Genomic DNA, 15,586 nt, shown 5'->3' on the forward strand with positions numbered 1-15,586 from the left:
GGGAATTCCCTCAGGGAGTTTGGTGTGGGTCCGGCGAGCGTCGGCGCTGCTGCAGATTCCAACAGTCTAAGGCCCGGGGGCATTCCCGTCGCCACAAAAGCAACGCGGGGTCAGATACGGCCTATGAAGTGCCTCGGGATGGGCCGTATCTGACCCCGCGTTGCTTTTTGGTGGCGGGGTTGTGTTAGGAGTTCAGGGGCGCGTTGTCGATGAGGCGGACGGGGCCCACCTTGGCGGCGATGATCGCCAGGCCCTCGCCGCGGAACGGGGTGTCCTGGCAGTTCTCCGCGAGGGGCTCGAGGGTGCGCGGATCCACCACGTCGAAATAGTCCAGTTCCACGAGCGGCTCGGACCGGACCAGGGCCTGAGCGGATTCGACGTCCAGTGGCTCATGCGCGTTGGCACGCGCCTCGATGAGCCGCAGCGCCCGGGAAAGGACCAGGGCGGCCTCGCGCTGGTCCTCGGAGAGGAAGCGGTTGCGGCTGGACAGTGCCAGGCCGTCGGCCGATCGGACAATGGGCACGGGCACGATCTCCACGGGGAAATTCAGGTCCGCCACCATGCGCTGGACCAGCGCCAGTTGCTGCGCGTCCTTCTGGCCAAAGTAGGCGCGGTAGGCCGGCTGGCCTCCGCCCGGCAGCCCGGTGCCAGGGATGCCGTAGTGCAGCAGTTTCGCGACGACGGTCAGGGCCCCGTCGAAGTGTCCGGGCCGGGACGCGCCCTCCCACTTTTCACCAAGGGGTCCCGCCGTGATCCGCACCAGGGGTGCCCCGCCGGGGTAGACCTCCTCAACGCTCGGCGCAAACGCCAGGTCCACGCCCTCGGCGTCGAGCAGCGCGAGGTCCGCATCCAGCGTCCGGGGGTAGCGGTCCAGATCCGCGGCCTCGCCAAACTGCAGCGGGTTAACGAAGATGCTGGCCACCACGACGTCGTTCTGGGCAACGGCTGTCCGGGCCAGCTGGGCATGCCCCTCATGCAGGGCGCCCATGGTGGGCACGAGCCCCTGGGACACGCCGCCCTTCTGCGCCAGCAGCCGGGCGCTGGCGGCGCGGAGCTGGTCAGCCGTGGTGACGAGTTGGATTGTCATGTCAGGGTCCTTCCGGGGCGGGCGTCCCGTTCTGGCCGGGGCCGCCGAGCGCCTGTTCGATGCCGTCGAGTTGTTCCGGCTTCAGGAGCCCGCGGCTTCCTGCCCGGCGGGCTGTCGCCCGGGCCATGGCCAGGTACGCCTCAAGAATATCGCCGGCGGCGCCGTCGTCGTACTCGCGGAGGGCGCCCGCGTGGGCGGCAACGGTGCCCGTGTCACCCCGGGCAACAGGTCCGGTCAGGGCCGATTCGCCGGAGGCGAGGGCGTTCTCGAGGGTGGCGCGGAGCAGCGGGCCCAGCATCCGGTCCGGTGCGTCGACGCCGACGTCGCGGAGCAGCTGCGAGGCCTGCGCCACGAGCGTGACCAGGTGGTTGGAGCCGTGCGCGAGGGCTGCGTGGTAGAGGACGCGGTCCGCCTCGGCGATCGCGACGGGCTCGGCGCCCATTTCGACGACGAGTGCCTGGGCGATCGGCAGCATCGCGGCGTCGGCCGTGACGCCAAAAGTGCAATCCAGGAGCCTCGTGAGGTCAAGGCTCATGCCCGTGAATGTCATGGCCGGGTGCAGTGCGAGCGGCACGGCGCCGGCGGCACGGACCGGGTGCAGGATCCCGACGCCGAAGCGCCCGGAGGTGTGCGCCACGAGCTGGCCGGGCTGCCAGGCGCCGAGCTTGGCCAGGCCGTTCACGAGCGGGCCCAGGGCATCGTCCGGGACGGCCAGCAGGACCAGCTCGGCGCGCTCCACGATGTCCTGCACGTCCAGGATCGGGACGCCGGGCAGGAGAGTTTCGACGCGGTCCCGGCTGGCATCCGAAACGGCGGACGCCCCGATGACGGCGTGCTCTGCTCCGCGCAGCGCCGCCCCCAGGACGGCGCCGACCTTCCCTGCGCCAATGATTCCGACGCCAAGGCGTCCTGGTTTAGCCATGATGCGGGCCTTCCTGAGGGTGGTCTGCGGGTGGTGCGGCCGGCTGGGCCGCCGGCTCCATCCAGTGCTCGCTCTTCTGGCGCTTGCGCGCGGCGCGGGCACGGGCGGACTGGGCATCGAACAGGGCCCGGGCTTCGTCGAGGCCGGCCTGGATGAGCCGCGGCGCCACCGGACCGGCCGTGGTGTGCAGGACCAGGTCCGCCACCCGGAACCTGCGGGCGAGCGGGCCCTGCTGCAGTGCCATGGACTGGGTGCGCTGGTGCGGCACCACCACCAGGGCCCGCCACCACCGGCCCGACCTCAGGAGCAGAGCGGTCTCCGTTGCGGTGAAACCGTTGCGCCGCCAGCCCAGCGGCGCCAGGAACCGGGCCCGGCGCGGGCTGGTGACGAAGCCGCCGTCGGTGTCCTGGCCGCCGCCGCCAGGAGTCCCGGCGGCGTCCGTGAGACCGGTGATCCCTGCGGTGAACACGCCCAGCGGATCCGGCGTTCCGGGATCCGGGAGGACTAGGGACAGGATTTCCAGGACGTCGGCGAGGGATCCGACCGGAAGCAGCGTGGTCCGGGCCGTTCCTTCGCCGGCGCTGGCGGCCAGGCCGTAGCCGGCCACGTTGACCTGGATCCGGTACCAGCCGAATATCCGCCACAGCGGCGGCTGGCTGACCTTCAGCGCCTGGATCCTGCCGGGCGGCACAGTCTGCGCCTGCGTGTCCAGCAGGCCGTAGCGCAGCCGGATGCCGTCCGGGGAAATGGCGGCCGTGAAGTTGTAGCCCTTGTTGAACGAGGACCAGTACGAGGCGACGAGTCCGATCGCGGCAGGGATCAGGAAGACCACGAAGCTACGGTTTTCGGTGACTGCGGACAGCAGCACGGAGGCGATGCCGCCGGCCAGGATCACGACGCTTTGTTCGCTCAGGAGCAGCGAGCCCACCAGGCGCGGCGGCGGCACGGTCAGCACCACCTGTTCGGGGGCCTCCACGGCGGCGGTCGCCAGCTCTCCGGACTCCGGGTCGCCCGGCTCCGGGGATAGCGACAGCGACAGCGACAGCGACAGCGTCCTGCTCGAGGCACCGGAGGCGCGGGCCAGGATTGTCGCGCGGAGCTGCCGGGCCTCGTCCGCGCGCAGGTAAGCCAGGCGCACCGCGGATTCGCCGGCGTCTGCGACTTCGAACCTCAGTTCAGCGAGTCCGAAGATCCGTGCCAGCAGGGGCTGCACGACGTCGATTGCCTGCACCCGGTCCAGCCTGGCCTGCCGCTGCTGCTTGAAGAGGAAACCGGTGTTGACGCGCACGTAGCCGCCCGCCACCTGGTAGCGGGTGAAGTACCAGCTCAGGACGTAGCCGCAGACGGTCAGCAGCAGCAGGGCGCCGCCGCCGAGCAGCAGCCACGGCGCCCGTCCGGCGAGCCGCTCGTCAAAGAGCGGACCGCCCTGGAGCAGGCGTTCGAAACTGTCGCGTCCAAAAAAGAACAACAGAGCAACCAGGGCCACCCAGCCACGGACAAAGGGCGAGGCCGGGTGCACGCGCAACCAGTCGGCGTCGGCATTTCCGGCATTAGCAGCTGCGTCGGCACCGGCGCGTCCAGCACCCTCCGGTGTCACCGCCATACCGTCACGATCTTCCCGTCACAACCCGGCCAGCCGGGCTTCGCCGCGGGCGGACAGCTGTTCGCGGAGCCGGGCCCCTTCGCTGGCGGGCAGGCCGGGAATCTCGGCGCTGGTCGCGGCGGCGGCGGTGTGAAGCTTGAGGGTGCACAGGCCCAGCGGACGCTCCACCGGGCCAACCGCGATGTCCACGTACTGCATCCGCCCGTAAGGGACCACGAGGGTGCGCTGGAAGAAGATGCCGCGCCGGATCAGGAGGTCGTCCTCCCGCTCGGCGTAGCCGATCGAACGCACCTGCCGAGGAATCAGCAGGAGCCGCCACAGCGCCAGAAGCAGCCAGACGGCGGGAACGGCGACGCCCAGCCAGACGGGCGGCCAGGTCCACACACCGGTCAGCACCAGGAGTAGGGGAAGGGACAGCAGGGACACCGCAATCAGGTTTCCCAGCGCCCATCCCGCGAGGCGGACCTTGACGTACTTCGGTGACACCCTGAGCCAGTCGATGCCCGGCGGATCAATCGCTTCGGTACGCATATTCGCCTTCCGACGAGGGCTTGCTGCGTTTTCCCTGCACGCCGGGCCGGGATTCGGCGTCGCCGTCTTCAGGCGGAATCCGGCAGAACCGCTCGACGACGAGCCCCACGATCACCATGATCAGCCCGCCGCCGGCCATCGCCAGGGCCTGCCACGTGAGGTCCTGGTTGCTGCGCAGGTTCCACAGCCGAAGTTGCTCCACCAGGATTCCCGCGTGCCAGCCCAGCAGGACCGTGCCGGTGTAGGCGCAGGCCTGGGCCAGGACCAGCGTCCAGGCAGCCAGGATGGGGTTGAGGATCTTCTTCTTCTTGCCGTTGCGCCAACGGAGCACGCGGATGCCCAGCACCAAAGTGAGCGCCACGATCACCCCCATGGTCAGCAGCCCTGTCAGCGGCAGCACCGGGGTGGCGAGGCTGTAGCGGCCCGAGATCATGGTGGCGGACCAGCCGGCCACGGCCACGACCACGCAAATGGCCAGCAGGAGCAGGGGGCTGGTCAGCTTCACGGTCGCTCCGCCGCGCCGGACACGCCCGTGCGCTCTGTGACATCCGCTGCTCCGTGGTTCTGGAAGCCGTCAAACGTCGTGAGGTCGCCGAAATCAGCGGCCTTCGCGGCGAGGTCGCCCACGCGTTCGCCGTTGAGCTCCGCCGCGGGATCGATCAGCGACCACGGATAGAGCACGAAGGCCCGTTCGGCGGCCCGGGGGTGGGGCAGGGTGAGCTCGGGGTCAGAGCTCACCCTGTCTCCGTAGGTGATGATGTCCACGTCAAGGGTCCGCGGGCCCCACCGGACCTCGCGCACCCGCAAATGCTTCTGCTCCACGGCATGGCAGTGCTCCAGCAGGTCGCGCGGCGGCAGGGACGTCTCGACGGCAATCACCATGTTCAGGAAGTCAGGCTGGCCCGGCGGGCCGCCCACCGCCTTCGTCTGGACGATCGGCGAGATGGCAAGCAGGCGCACCTCCGGCGGGTCGACAAGATCCGCGACGGCGGCGGACAGGGTGTCGCTGCGCTCCCCCAGGTTGCTGCCGAGCGCGATCACGGCGCGGGTGTAGAGCGGGCTCACGACCGGCTCCGGTGCACGCTGACGGAGACGTCGACGAAGTCGACTTCGATCGGGGCCTTGGGCTTGTGCACGGTGATGTCCACGGCGGCCACCGGGAATTTCTCCAGCACGTCCTCGGCGATCCGCACGGCGAGGGCCTCGATCAGGTTCAGCGGTGCACCGGTGATCCAGTCGCGGATGCAGTTGGCCACTTCGCCGTAGTGCGCGGTATCCAGGACGTCGTCGGAAGCCGCGGCCTTGCTGAAATCCAGGTGCAGCACAGCGTCAACAACGAACGGCTGGCCGTCGCGGCGCTCGAAATCGAACACACCGTGATGGCCGACGGCGGTGACGCCGCTCAGCGTGATCTGGTCCATGGCGGCCGCCGGATCAGTTGGTGCCGGCGGCAGCAGCCGTTGCCGGGTGCGTCGGGGGGACCATGCGGGCGGCGACCTTGACGGCGTCGAGGCTCGCGCCGACGTCGTGCACGCGCACGGCCCAGGCGCCGCGGAACGCGCTGATCGCGGTCACGGCGGCGGTGGCGGCGTCGCGTTCCACCGGCTGGGCCGCTTTGCCGGCCACGGTCAGGAGGCTGCCGAGGAAGCGTTTGCGGGAGCCGCCGACGAGGACCTTGTGGCCCATGGCCTGCAGCACATCCAGGTGCTGCAGGAGCTCCCAGTTCTGGACGTCATTCTTGGCGAAGCCCAGTCCCGGGTCCACAATGATCTGCTCCGGGGCGACGCCGGCGGAGTACAGCTTGTCGCGGATGCCGGCGAGTTCCGTCACGACTTCCCCGGCCACATCGCGGTAGTCCGTCAGGGAATTCATGGTGCTGGCGTCGCCGCGGCGGTGCGTCAGGATGTAGGGGACCTTGGTCCGGGCGGCCAGTTCCGCCATTTCCGGCTCCAGGGTCAGGCCCGAAACGTCGTTGATGATCGCGGCGCCGGCCTTCAGGGCTGCAGCCGCCGTCGCGGCGTGCGTGGTGTCGATGCTGACCAGGGCGCCGGCCTTCACCAGGGCCTCAATGACCGGCAGGACCCGGCGCTGTTCCTCGTCCACGTCCACCGCCGCGGCGCCCGGGCGGGTGGATTCGCCGCCGACGTCGATGATGTCCGCCCCGGCGTAGAACATCCGCAGCCCGGCCGCGATGGCCGTGTCCGGCGTCGGGTGCGATCCGCCGTCGCTGAAGGAATCAGGGGTGACGTTAAGGATTCCCATGACGAGTGTCCGGTCCGTGGGCAGGTCCTGGAACTTCGCCGCCGGGCGCGGCTTGCGCAGGATCGGCAGGGGCGACGTGGCGGGGCCGGTCCCCGGGGCTGCAGCTAGGGAGTCCATAGTCTGTGTTCTTACCTTCCGAGTATGAGGCTCATGGCTTCGGCACGGGTGGCCGGGTCATGCAGTTGCCCGCGCACTGCGCTGGTGACGGTCTTGGCGCCGGGCTTGCGGATTCCCCGCATGGACATGCACAGGTGTTCACATTCGACGACGACGATCGCGCCGCGCGGTTTGAGGTGCGTGACGAGGGCCTCGACGATCTGGGTGGTCAGGCGTTCCTGGACCTGGGGGCGCTTGGCGAACATGTCCACGAGCCGGGCCAGCTTGCTCAGGCCCGTGACCTTTCCGTCGTGGGACGGGATGTAGCCCACGTGCGCCACGCCGTGGAACGGCACCAGATGGTGCTCGCACGTGGAGTAGAACGGGATGTCCTTGACCAGAACGAGTTCCTCGTGGTCCAGATCGAAGGTGGTGGCCAGGATCTCGGCGGGGTCGTGGTGCAGGCCGGCGAACATTTCCGTATAGGCCTTGGCTACCCGCTTCGGGGTGTCCAGGAGCCCGCCGCGGTCCGGGTCCTCGCCGATGGCCAGCAGGATTTCCCGCACGGCGGCTTCGATCCTGGGGCGGTCCACCTTGGGCTTTGAATGCGCGGCTTCCCCGTCCCCCGCCGAAGCAGCGGGGGCGGGAACGTCGTCGTCGAAGTTAGAAGTCACAGAAGAAGCCTAGCCGGGATGACCATCAGTCCCGATATCCGTAGCACCGCCCTGGAAGGACTCCTGCCCGCCGACACCCTGGGCATGCGGGGGCTGGGCATCCAGGGGCTCTTCGAGCCGGGCCTGGGTAGCTTCCTCGTGCGCTTCACGCTCCGCCTTTTCGCGGCGCGACTCCACCGGTCCGGCGGACTGGAGCGTGCGGGTCTCCTTGGAAAGCCAGACGTCGCGGAAGTCGCGTTTGCGGATGTTGGTGAAGACCTGCGCGATTTCGGCCTGGTTCAGCGTCTCGCGTTCGAGCAGTTCCAGCGCGAGCTCGTCCAGTACGTCCCGGTTCTCGGTCAGGATGGCGTAGGCCTCATCATGCGCGCCGTCGATCAGGCGGCGCACCTCCTCGTCGACGATGTAGGCGATCTGGTCCGAGTAGTTGCGCTCGTGCCCGGCGTCGCGGCCCAGGAACGGCTCGCCGCCGCCCTGGCCGAGGCGAACGGACCCGACCCTTTCGCTCATGCCGAACTCGGTGACCATCTTCCGGGCGATCCCGGTGGCCTTCTCGATGTCGTTGGACGCACCCGTGGACGGATCGTGGAAGACGAGTTCCTCGGCGACGCGGCCGCCCATGGCGTAGGCCATCTGGTCGAGCAGCTCGTTGCGGGTGATGGAGTACTTGTCGTTTTCCGGGACCACCATGGTGTAGCCGAGGGCACGGCCGCGGGGCAGAATGGTGATCTTGGTGACCGGGGCGGAGTTCCGCAGGGCAGCCGCCACAAGGGCGTGGCCGCCTTCGTGGTACGCGGTGACCTTGCGTTCGTGTTCCTTCATGACCCGGCTGCGCTTCTGCGGGCCGGCCATGACGCGGTCAATCGCCTCGTCGAGGGCGCGGTCATCGATCAGGTTTGCGTTGGAGCGGGCCGTCAGCAGGGCGGCCTCGTTCAGGACGTTGGCCAGATCCGCGCCCGTGTAGCCGGGGGTCTTCTTGGCAACAGCCTTGAGGTCGACGCCGGAAGCCATCGGCTTACCCTTGGCGTGCACCTGCAGGATCTGGTCGCGGCCGATCAAATCGGGGGCCTCCACCGAGATCTGCCGGTCGAAGCGGCCCGGACGCAGCAGTGCCGGGTCCAGGACGTCGGGGCGGTTGGTGGCGGCAATCAGGATGACGTTGGTCTTGACGTCAAAGCCGTCCATTTCGACCAGCAGCTGGTTCAGGGTCTGCTCGCGCTCGTCGTTGCCGCCGCCGATGCCTGCACCGCGGTGCCGGCCGACGGCGTCGATCTCATCGACGAAGATGATTGCCGGCGCGTTGGACTTGGCCTGCTCGAAGAGGTCGCGGACGCGGGAGGCGCCCACGCCGACGAACATTTCCACGAAGTCGGAACCGGAGATGGAGAAGAAGGGAACGCCGGCCTCGCCGGCAACCGCGCGGGCCAGGAGGGTCTTGCCGGTGCCCGGAGGGCCGTAGAGCAGCACGCCCTTGGGGATCTTGGCGCCGACTGCCTGGAACTTGGCCGGCTCCTGCAGGAATTCCTTGATCTCCTCAAGTTCCTCGACGGCCTCATCGGCGCCGGCGACATCGCTGAAAGTCACCTGGGGCATGTCCTTGTTGACGAGCTTGGCCTTGGACTTGCCGAACTGCATGACCTTGGACCCGCCGCCCTGCATCCGGGAGAGCAGGAACCAGAAGAGGACACCGAGCAAGAGCACAGGCACCAGCAGGGAGAAGAGCCCGGAGAACCAGTTGTTTTCGATCGGCTGGTCAGTGAAGCCGCCCGACGGTTTGGCGTCGGTGACCGCCTTGACGACGTCCTGGGCGCGAGCGTTGACGAAGTAGAACTGGACGTTCTTTCCCTTGTCCTGCCCGTCGACCTGCAGGTTGTCCTTCAGGACGAGGTCCACGCGGTTCTCGGCGTCGAAAATCTTGGCTTGTTCAACTTTTCCGCCGGCGCTCAGCAGTTCAAGGCCCTTGTCCGTGTCGATCCGACTCGCGCCGCCGGGCGCCAGAGTGGCAAATGCCAGTAGCAGCATGGCCACCACGACGACAATCCAGATGCCGGGGCCCTTGAAGAAACTCTTAGCTTTCATCTGTTCGGGGCTGGCCCCGTCCCTCCTGGTAGTGCTGCACGGCGACCGTTCTGCGCGCGTGGGGTGCTGCGTCAGGTTCTAGCTATACACCGTCGCACTAACTCACGCACGGCGGAGGGCAAAAGTTCCCTGTGGGCGTAGCGCGGCAGGGCCTCCCCGGCGCCCGGGTCCCGGGCGGGGGGTGCCGCTGCGTGAACGATTTACTCGTAGACGTGGGGGGCCAGGGTGCCGACGAAGTCCAGGTTGCGGTACTTCTCGGCGTAGTCCAGGCCGTAGCCTACGACGAATTCGTTGGGAATGTCGTAGCCGACGTACTTGACGTCGATCTTGACCTTGGCGGCCGTGGGCTTGCGGAAGGCGGTGCAGATTTCCACCGACGCCGTGCCGCGGGATTCCAGGTTCGTCTTGAGCCAGGACAGCGTGAGGCCGGAATCGATGATGTCCTCGACGATCAGGACATCCTTGCCCATGAGGTCGGTGTCGAGGTCCTTCAGGATGCGGACCACGCCTGAGGACTGCGTGCCGGAGCCGTACGAGGAGACCGCCATCCAGTCCATGGAGACGTGGCTGTGCAATGCACGGGCCAGGTCCGCCATGACCATGACGGCGCCCTTAAGCACGCCGACGATCAGGAGGTCGCGGCCCGCGTAGTCCTCATCAATCTGCGCCGCGAGTTCGGTGATCCGTTGCTGGATCTGTTCCTTGGTGTAGAGAACGTGTTTGAGGTCTGCCTGGACGTCGTTTGAATCCACCAATGGCTCCTGTGTAGATGCGGGGTGCGACTAATTTCGGGGCGGCTGTTGAGGCCGGAATACAAGCTTCCCACAGCGGGCGGCTTCGCGGGGAACACCGGCGGCGGCGGTCGGCTCCGCAGCAAGGAGCTGCGCGAGCGAGAGCCGGTAGACACTGACCGCACCGGGAAGCTCCACCGGGCCGGCCGATCCCTGCCGGCGCAGCAGTGCTTCGGCCGCGAGCAGGCGCTGGTAGCTGGGCTGCTGACCTCCGACGGCGGCGGCGGCCTTGGCGATCACGCGGAACCTCACGGCCGGGGCAAGGCCGCGCAGTTCGGCCTCAGGGAGGCTGATCTCGTGCCCGGTCTGCTCGCGCAGCGTCTCGAAGGTGTCATTCGCCACCTCCTCCAGGTAGTCGGCGTCCAACTGCAGGATCGCGGCCGTGCGGGCGAGGGACTCGGCCACGCCGGGGCCGAGCTTGTCCTCAAGCAGGGGAAGCACTTCAACCCGCGTCCGGGAACGCGCGTACACCGGGTCCGTGTTGGACGGGTCGTACCAGGGTTCCAGGCCCTCCACCCGGCAGATCTCCAGGGTATCCGCGCGACGCAGGCCCAGGAACGGGCGCAGCAGCCGGCCACGGGAGGGTCGCATCCCGGCGAGCGACCGGGTGCCCGACCCCCGCGCCAGGCCCAGCAGCACTTGCTCGGCCTGGTCATCGAGGGTGTGGCCGAGCAGGATCGCGGCTGCACCTGCCTCGTCCGCGGCGGCCTCGAGGGCCGCATGGCGGGCGTCCCGGGCAGCCGCCTCGGGGCCCGCTCCGGTGGAGGCGACGTCGACAGTCCTGATCTGCACGGGCGAGAGCCCGAGCTCCTCCAGGGTCCGGGCGGTGGTTGCGGCGACCCCGGCCGAGCCCGGCTGCAGCTGGTGGTCCACGACGACGGCGCCGACGGACACTGGGTGGCCGTCCACGTGGCCGCGGCGGCAGAAGTAGGCGGCGACGGCGGCGAGGGCCAGCGAGTCCGGCCCGCCGCTGCAGGCGACCAGGACGCGGTCCGGGTAGCCGGCCCCGGCCAGGGCGTCCAGCAGCATTTTCCGCGCCGTGCCGACCACCGGCGCGAGGCGGCCGGGCCGGCGTCGTCCGCTGGAAACCGAAGTGGAAACGGCGTTACGGGCAGTCATGGCGGCTAGAGGCCCATCCGGTCGAGCCAGAGCTTGGAGTCGTGGATCTCTGGTTCGCTGGGAAGGTTCTGGGCGGACTCCCAGACCCTGTTGAAGCCTGCCATGCCGGCGGCGTCCACCACTTCCCGCACGAACTTGGCGCCGTCGCTGTACTGGCGCATCTTGGCGTCGAGGCCGAGCAGGTTGCGGATGAATTTCTCGATCACGCCGCGGTCCTGGCCGCGGGCGTTGAAACGCTGCCGGATGGTCTTCACCGACGGGACAATGCTGGCGTCCACGGCGTCCATGACCACGTTGGCGTGCCCCTCGAGCAGGCTCATCAGGGCCGTCAGGCGGGACAGGGCCGCCTTTTCCTCCGGGTTCTGGAGCAGGTCCAGGATGGCGCCGCGTCCGGGCGCGGCGCCGGGGACCGCGCGGTCCTTCAGCGACTTCGCGGCCGCGGAGGCCCGTTCCATCAATGAATCGACGTTGCCCAGCAGCAGCCCGCTGAGGTTTTCGATCTCCTGGAGCATGTGGTGCCGCAGCCACGGGGCCGCGGCGAACTGCACCCGGTGGGTCTGTTCGTGGAGGCAGACCCAGAGCCGGAAGTCCGCGGGCTCGACGTTCAATTCGCGTTCCACGGAGATGATGTTCGGCGCTACGAGCAGAAGGCGGCCGGACGCGGGGGCGGTGGAGTTCTCGGCCAACGCGGAGAAGGGATCGTACTGGCCCAGGACCTTGCTGGAAAGGAAGGCCAGGATGGCGCCGAGCTGGCTGCCGGTGATGGCCGCGCTGACGCCTGCGGCTCCGGGGCTGAGGGATCCGCGGCCCTCCAGCAGCTTTTCCATGGCCGGCCTAAGCATGACGGCGAAGCTCTGCGTGTTGGCCTTGGCCCATGAGGCCCTGTCCACCACCAGGACCTCGGAGTCGCGCAGGTCCCGGGCGGCGTCAAGGCCGGTGATGTGGTGAACGTGCGGCACGGAAATGTCCGCCATGAGCCGCAGGTTTTCGACGGCGGCGCCGATCTCGGCAGCGCCCAGGACAGGGCCGGCCGGTGTCAGGCGGGCTGCGGTGGACGCGGCGAGCTCCCAGTTGATGAGACCTTGGGCCTGGACCGATGCCTCACTTGTTGTCCCACTCGGAGTCTTTGGTGATGGATGGCTTGATGTCTCGCGTGCAGAGGGCTCCATGTGATCCATCAGAACACAGGGGCCCGACAATCCGCCTTAATTTTCGCTGACCGGCGAACCGGCCGGTCCCACGTCCCAAGTGGCATCGGGCCTAGCGGACACCGGATTCCAGACGGGCATGGGTTCCAGGCGGGCCGACCCGTCAGCGGCAGCCGCAGCCGGCGAGGACGGCGGCGGAGCGGTCCAGCGCGGCCTTGTTCGCGGCGCCGGGGGTCAGTCCGTTGCCGACGAAGGAAAAGACCAGAAGCCGGCCGTCGGCGTCGACGACGTAACCACTGAGCGCAATGACCGTGTTCAGCGTGCCCGTCTTGGCGCGGACCAGCCCGGCGCCCGATGCCGAACCCGCTTCCGCGTACCGGTCCCCCAGCGTTCCGGTGAGCCCGGCGACCGGGAACCCGGTCAGGGCCGCGCGCAGCCGGGCGTCCGTCCCCGAGGTCATGGCCCGGACCACGTCCGTGAGCTGCCGGGCCGAGACCCGGTTGGCCAGGGCCAGGCCGGAGACATCCGCGGCCCGGAGCCCGTCAGTGGGAACGCCCATGCCCTTGACCTGCGCCAGCACGGCGGTAATGGCCTCGTCGCTGCTGCCTGGCCGGCCGGCGCCGAGGGCTGTCATCCGACCCATCACCTCGGCGAGGTAGTTGTCCGAGGTCTGCAGCATAAAGTCCACCTGCTGCCCCACCGTGGCGGACTGCACCTCGGCCAGGACCTTGGCGTGTGCGCTGTCCGGTGCATTGGCGGGCTTGATCCGGGCGACCCCGGGGGCCACGGACAGTCCATTGTCCGCCGCGGCCGCCTTGAGCCGGGCTGCGAACGCCGTGGCGGCGGTCATGGCGGCGTCCTGCGGGCGCGGTCCGGTGGTCTTGGCGGGATCGAACCTGGCGGAGTTCAGTGCCAGCGGGTACAGCGGAGCCATCTCCCCCGCGGCGACGTCCTCGGGGCTCCACACCTGGCTGAGCGACGGGCCACTGAAGAGGGAGTCATCCAGCAGGACGCTCACGGTGCCGGTCACGCCGCCGGCCTTGAGGGCAGCGGCCGTGGCCTCGGCGAGCGTGGCGAGCCCGGCGCGGCCTAGAACGGCTCCGGGGGCGGATGTTCCGGCGCCCAGGAGGACGTCGCCCCCGCCTGTGAGGACCACCGAGCCGGGGGTGGGCCCTGCCAGCACACGGGTGCTGAAGCGGCGGTCCGGGCCCAGGACGCGCAGGGCCGCGCCCGCTGTGAGGAGCTTCATGTTCGACGCCGGAATGCGGGCCTTGTCTGCCCCGCGTTCAAAGAGCACCTGGCCGGTGGTGGCGTCCTGGACGATCCCGGTGAAGGTGCCGGCGCCGTCGGGCTTAAGGGTTCCATTGAGCCGCGCCGCGAGGGCGGCGCCGGCGGGGAGGGGCGCGGTGCCGCTGAGGGGCCCGATTCCGCCGCCGGGGACGCTCAGCGTAGCGGGGATCTGCTGCCACGCTAGTGCTGTCGGCGCGGCTTCGGAGGGCCGTTCCGGCCCGAGGAATGCCGGGGCGATGGCGATGCCGGCTGGCAGTGCCACGGCCACCACCAGGAGGGTCTGGAGCAGCAGTGCCGGGATCCCGTGAGGCCTGCCGGGCGCCTGTTCGGGGCCCTCGCCGCTGGTTCTCGGTTTCATGCTGCTGCTGATCCTTAGTCCTGAAATGTCCCCACTAGTTCCTGAAACCAGCGCCTCTCGCTATATCCTCAATAGTAGTCGGCGGCACCGACAGCCTTTATGCACGTGCCGCGCACCCCTGAATTTGTCAAGGAGCATTCCATGAAGCATGACGTGACCATCGAGATCCCCAAGGGATCGCGCGTCAAGTACGAAGTCGACCACGAGACCGGCCGTGTCCGCCTGGACCGCGTCCTGTTCACGTCGATGCAGTACCCCACCCACTACGGTTTCTTCGAGAACACCCTGGGTGAGGATGGGGATCCGCTGGACGCACTGGTGCTCCTGCAGGACTTCGACCTCTACCCCGGTGTGATCGTCGAGTCCCGCCCGATCGGCGTTTTCAACATGACCGACGACGGCGGCGGAGACGCCAAGGTCCTGTGCGTCCCGACCGATGCCCGGTTCGACCACATCAACGAGATCAGCGATGTCAGCGAGTTCCTGATCAAGGAAATCGAGCACTTCTTTACCCGCTACAAGGACCTGGAGCCGGGCAAGTGGGTCAAGGCCGAGGGCTGGGGCGACCGCGCCGCAGCCGAAGCCGAACTGGCTGCTTCCATCAAGCGCTACGTTCCGGCGGCCGGTCACTGACCGTTCCTGCACTCCAACGCGGGGTCACTTACCGCCCATCCGGACCTCCGGAACGGGCGGGGAGTGACCCCGCGTTTTTTGATTGTGGGCGGGTGCAACGGTGAGGACCCTCGGCGTCGACCTCGCTGCTGCCGCGAAGAAGACGGCGGTGGCCGTCATCGAGTGGGCCGACGGCGCCGCACGCCTGGCGCAGCTGTCCCTGGGCGTGGGCGACGAGGAGATCGTTCGCCTCTTCGGCACCAGCGACATGACCGGGATTGATTGCCCCTTGGGCTGGCCGGACGCGTTTCTTCCCTTTATCGCCGGGCACCTGAACTTCGACGCCCCTCCGGTGCTGGATTATGACGGGATCGAAGGCCGCCGGCTGCTGGCCTACCGGGACACCGACAGATTCGTCACCGCTCAAACGGGCCTGATCCCGCTCAGCGTCTCCGCGGACCGGCTGGCCCACCCGGCGATGCGTTGCGCCGTCATCCAGGCAAAGATCGCCCAGGACTACGGGCCGCAGGCCCGGGACGGCAGCGGCCGGCTGGCCGAGGTGTACCCGGCCGCGTCGCTGAAATTGTGGGGCCTGCCGACCCGCGGCTACAAGGGGCGGGGCGCACCGGAAACGGAACGGTTGGCAGTGGCCCTGGACGCGCTGTCGGCCGCCGCGCCGTGGCTGGACCTGGCCGGACACGATGACCGGCTGGCCGCCTCCGATGACATGTTTGACGCCGTCATCGCCTCCCTGACCGGGCGGGCAGTGGCCCTGGGCAGGACACTGCGCCCCGTAAGCGGACATTCCGCCGCCGCCCTGACCGAGGGCTGGATCCACCTCCCCCGGGGCGGGCTGCAAGAACTCGCTGGCTAGACGATATGAAGTGTGGTGATCGCCTGACGTAGGACTGGAACCCCGGGTTCAAAGAGGTTCGTGGGTTGCCGGTCCACGGTCTGTTCCGCAATCTGGTGCGGGGTGTGGACTGGTAGAGCCACATTTGAACGTCTGGAGGTTCC

Annotated in this window: 16 protein-coding genes; 2 read left to right on the forward strand and 14 right to left on the reverse strand. The window is 68.7% G+C overall.

The annotated features are described in order from the left end of the window. Positions 1–184 precede the first annotated feature (184 nt). The 14 genes from panC to dacB form a co-directional block, all read right to left on the reverse strand. Entirely contained in the window at positions 185–1,087 is a 903-nt protein-coding gene (gene panC / locus AC1DEM_RS10105; protein ID WP_476884228.1) for a pantoate--beta-alanine ligase, read from the reverse strand. Position 1,088: 1 nt separating this feature from the next. Then, complete coding sequence (locus AC1DEM_RS10110) at positions 1,089–2,009, reverse strand: Rossmann-like and DUF2520 domain-containing protein (protein ID WP_377984496.1); 921 nt, start codon at positions 2,007–2,009, stop codon at positions 1,089–1,091. Continuing rightward, positions 2,002–3,612, reverse strand: coding sequence for a PH domain-containing protein (locus AC1DEM_RS10115; RefSeq protein ID WP_476884229.1), 1,611 nt, complete (start codon positions 3,610–3,612; stop codon positions 2,002–2,004). The genes AC1DEM_RS10110 and AC1DEM_RS10115 overlap by 8 nt, the downstream gene beginning before the upstream one ends. Positions 3,613–3,630: 18 nt before the next feature. After that, positions 3,631–4,143, reverse strand: a complete 513-nt coding sequence (locus AC1DEM_RS10120) for a PH domain-containing protein (RefSeq protein ID WP_476884230.1) — start codon at positions 4,141–4,143, stop codon at positions 3,631–3,633. After that, positions 4,124–4,648, reverse strand: coding sequence for a DUF3180 domain-containing protein (locus AC1DEM_RS10125; RefSeq protein ID WP_476884231.1), 525 nt, complete (start codon positions 4,646–4,648; stop codon positions 4,124–4,126). Before AC1DEM_RS10125 ends, AC1DEM_RS10120 begins: the two co-directional genes overlap by 20 nt. After that, a complete protein-coding gene (gene folK / locus AC1DEM_RS10130) occupies positions 4,645–5,208 on the reverse strand; it encodes a 2-amino-4-hydroxy-6-hydroxymethyldihydropteridine diphosphokinase (protein ID WP_476884232.1) in 564 nt (187 codons plus the stop codon). The genes AC1DEM_RS10125 and folK overlap by 4 nt, the downstream gene beginning before the upstream one ends. Next, a complete protein-coding gene (folB, locus tag AC1DEM_RS10135; RefSeq protein WP_476884233.1) occupies positions 5,205–5,564 on the reverse strand; it encodes a dihydroneopterin aldolase in 360 nt (119 codons plus the stop codon). Before folB ends, folK begins: the two co-directional genes overlap by 4 nt. A 13-nt stretch (positions 5,565–5,577) precedes the next feature. Continuing rightward, positions 5,578–6,522 carry a dihydropteroate synthase gene (folP, locus tag AC1DEM_RS10140; RefSeq protein WP_476884234.1) on the reverse strand — a complete coding sequence of 315 codons (945 nt, stop codon included), beginning with the start codon at positions 6,520–6,522 and terminating at the stop codon, positions 5,578–5,580. An 11-nt stretch (positions 6,523–6,533) separates the two neighbouring features. Next, positions 6,534–7,175, reverse strand: a complete 642-nt coding sequence (gene folE, locus AC1DEM_RS10145) for a GTP cyclohydrolase I FolE (RefSeq protein ID WP_476884235.1) — start codon at positions 7,173–7,175, stop codon at positions 6,534–6,536. A gap of 9 nt (positions 7,176–7,184) precedes the next feature. After that, on the reverse strand, positions 7,185–9,251 hold the full coding sequence (ftsH, locus tag AC1DEM_RS10150; protein WP_476884236.1) for an ATP-dependent zinc metalloprotease FtsH: 2,067 nt from the start codon (positions 9,249–9,251) through the stop codon (positions 7,185–7,187). Between the two features lie 200 nt (positions 9,252–9,451). Further along, positions 9,452–10,003, reverse strand: a complete 552-nt coding sequence (hpt, locus tag AC1DEM_RS10155; protein ID WP_277525279.1) for a hypoxanthine phosphoribosyltransferase — start codon at positions 10,001–10,003, stop codon at positions 9,452–9,454. A gap of 30 nt (positions 10,004–10,033) precedes the next feature. Continuing rightward, the gene (tilS, locus tag AC1DEM_RS10160) at positions 10,034–11,071 is read right to left on the reverse strand and encodes a tRNA lysidine(34) synthetase TilS (protein WP_476884250.1); all 1,038 of its coding nucleotides are present in this window, start codon (positions 11,069–11,071) and stop codon (positions 10,034–10,036) included. Between the two features lie 95 nt (positions 11,072–11,166). Next, positions 11,167–12,330 carry a zinc-dependent metalloprotease gene (locus AC1DEM_RS10165; RefSeq protein WP_476884237.1) on the reverse strand — a complete coding sequence of 388 codons (1,164 nt, stop codon included), beginning with the start codon at positions 12,328–12,330 and terminating at the stop codon, positions 11,167–11,169. A 142-nt stretch (positions 12,331–12,472) separates the two neighbouring features. Beyond that, complete coding sequence (dacB, locus tag AC1DEM_RS10170; RefSeq protein WP_476884238.1) at positions 12,473–13,957, reverse strand: D-alanyl-D-alanine carboxypeptidase/D-alanyl-D-alanine endopeptidase; 1,485 nt, start codon at positions 13,955–13,957, stop codon at positions 12,473–12,475. A gap of 141 nt (positions 13,958–14,098) precedes the next feature. On the opposite strand from dacB, the gene AC1DEM_RS10175 reads away from it, so the two are divergent. Then, positions 14,099–14,590 (forward strand): inorganic diphosphatase, encoded by a 492-nt coding sequence (locus tag AC1DEM_RS10175; RefSeq protein ID WP_476884239.1) that lies wholly within the window; start codon positions 14,099–14,101, stop codon positions 14,588–14,590. A gap of 100 nt (positions 14,591–14,690) precedes the next feature. Continuing rightward, positions 14,691–15,443, forward strand: coding sequence for a DUF429 domain-containing protein (locus AC1DEM_RS10180; RefSeq protein ID WP_476884240.1), 753 nt, complete (start codon positions 14,691–14,693; stop codon positions 15,441–15,443). The last annotated feature ends 143 nt before the right edge of the window (positions 15,444–15,586 follow it).

It is taken from the genome of Arthrobacter sp. 05T420 (assembly GCF_056396305.1).